Source organism: Methylorubrum podarium, from assembly GCF_022179745.1.
Taxonomy (GTDB): domain Bacteria; phylum Pseudomonadota; class Alphaproteobacteria; order Rhizobiales; family Beijerinckiaceae; genus Methylobacterium; species Methylobacterium podarium.
This window is the reverse complement of record NZ_BPRD01000582.1, coordinates 1-1,654: the sequence shown is the minus strand read 5'-3', so window position 1 is coordinate 1,654 and position 1,654 is coordinate 1. Positions and strand designations below refer to the sequence as shown.

General features: G+C 68.6%; 3 protein-coding genes. All 3 read left to right on the top strand.

What is annotated here, in order from left to right; genetic code table 11:
• Window positions 1-385, top strand: a 385-nt coding sequence (locus tag MFF42_RS23960; RefSeq protein WP_238258329.1) for an enoyl-CoA hydratase/isomerase family protein, incomplete at its 5' end; no start/stop codon positions are given.
• Complete coding sequence (locus MFF42_RS23955) at window positions 382-849, top strand: DUF6163 family protein (RefSeq protein WP_238258327.1); 468 nt, start codon at window positions 382-384, stop codon at window positions 847-849. The genes MFF42_RS23960 and MFF42_RS23955, both read left to right, overlap by 4 nt.
• A 160-nt stretch (window positions 850-1,009) precedes the next feature.
• Complete coding sequence (gene ldtR, locus MFF42_RS23950) at window positions 1,010-1,528, top strand: transcriptional regulator LdtR (protein ID WP_238258325.1); 519 nt, start codon at window positions 1,010-1,012, stop codon at window positions 1,526-1,528.
• Window positions 1,529-1,654: the final 126 nt, after the last annotated feature.

Below are 1,654 nucleotides of genomic sequence, written 5' to 3'. Positions count from 1 at the left end.
CCTCGACGCGGCGGCGCGGGACGGCTCCGCCTTCGCCGAGGCGACGGCGGCCACGATGCGGGGCCGCTCGCCCACCAGCCTGACCATCGCCCTGGCACTGATGCGCCGGGGCGGCACGCTCGGCTTCGCCGAGGCGATGCTCGCCGAATACCGGCTGGCCGAGTGGCTGATGAGCGGGCACGACTTCTACGAGGGCGTGCGGGCGGTGATCATCGACAAGGACAACCGGCCGGCCTGGCGGCCCGCCACCCTGGACGCGGTCGACGGCGCGGCGATCGAGGCGGCCTTCGCCCCGGCCGACGCCACGGAGCCGCGCTTCGACGGCAGCCAGGGGCCGCCGGACGAGGCGCCGGCGGCGGCGGGACGGCCGGGAGACCGGTCGTGAAGGCGCTCACCAAGGTCGGCACCACCCTCGACGGGCGCGGGCGCCCGAGCGCCGGGGCCGGCGACCGGATCGAGGGCACCGCGCCGCGGGCGCAGACCCGCTGGGACGTGGTGCTGGTCTGGTTCATGCGCCTCACCGCCCTGGTCTGGCTCGCCAAGGGCCTCGCGACCTGGGGCGAGATCCTCGACCTGATCCCCGGCCGGACGCCGTTCGCGGACCTGCCGATGGGGCGGCAATCGGCGATCGTCTACTTCGCGGTGATCGACTTCGTGGCGGCGGTCGGCCTGTGGCTGACGAGCGCCTGGGGCGGGGTCGTCTGGCTGCTCGCCGCGACCTCGGCGCTGACCCTGGCGCTGCTGACGCCGCAGCTCCTGCCGATGTCGATGCCGTTGATCGCAGTGCAGGCAAGCATTGTCGCCGTGTACTTCGTGCTGTCCTGGCTCGCGGCGCGCGACGTAGGCTAATAAGAGGTCAACATCATCGTTTCATTTTGCATTTACCGACAGAAGTAAATCGCGAGTTCATCCTGTCGCTTAAATCGGCTTTCATCGGTGGGCCCTAGGTTCACCTCATAAGCGAGGCCGGCCAGCAAGAGCCGGCACGAACCGACAGGAAGGCACCACGATGAGCACCAAGGCCGCCAACACCGCCCTCAAGACCACGGACGCCGCCCCCGAGACCCAGGGCGCCGCCGGCTCCTATCTCGAGGCGCTGCACCTCGTGGAGCGTCTGCACCGCCGCCTTCTCGACGTGATCAAGGACGAGTTCGACCGGCGCGGCCGCGAGGACGTCAACAGCGTCCAGGCGCTCCTGCTCTACAACATCGGCGACAAGGAACTCACCGCCAGCGAGCTGCGCTCCAAGGGCTACTATCTCGGCTCGAACGTCTCCTACAACGTCAAGAAGCTCGTCGAGGCCGGCTTCCTGCACCACGCCCGCTCCAAGACCGACCGGCGCTCGGTGCGCATCAGCCTGACGCCGAAGGGCCGCGAGATTCACGACCTGATCCAGGGCCTCTACGACAAGCACGCCCGCACGATCCAGCCGATCGGCGGCATCTCCGAGGACGATTTCGGACGCCTCAACCAGGCGCTCTCGCGTCTGGAGCGTTTCTGGACCGACCAGATCCGCTACCGCCTCTGATCATCTCTGATCATACGGTGTCCACTTGATCGCTTCGGTCTCTCCTTCCGTCATTGCGAGGCGAAGCCGTGGCAATCCAGGGCGCGACCTTTGCGGAGGGGTCGTGCCCTGGATTGTACGTTGAGT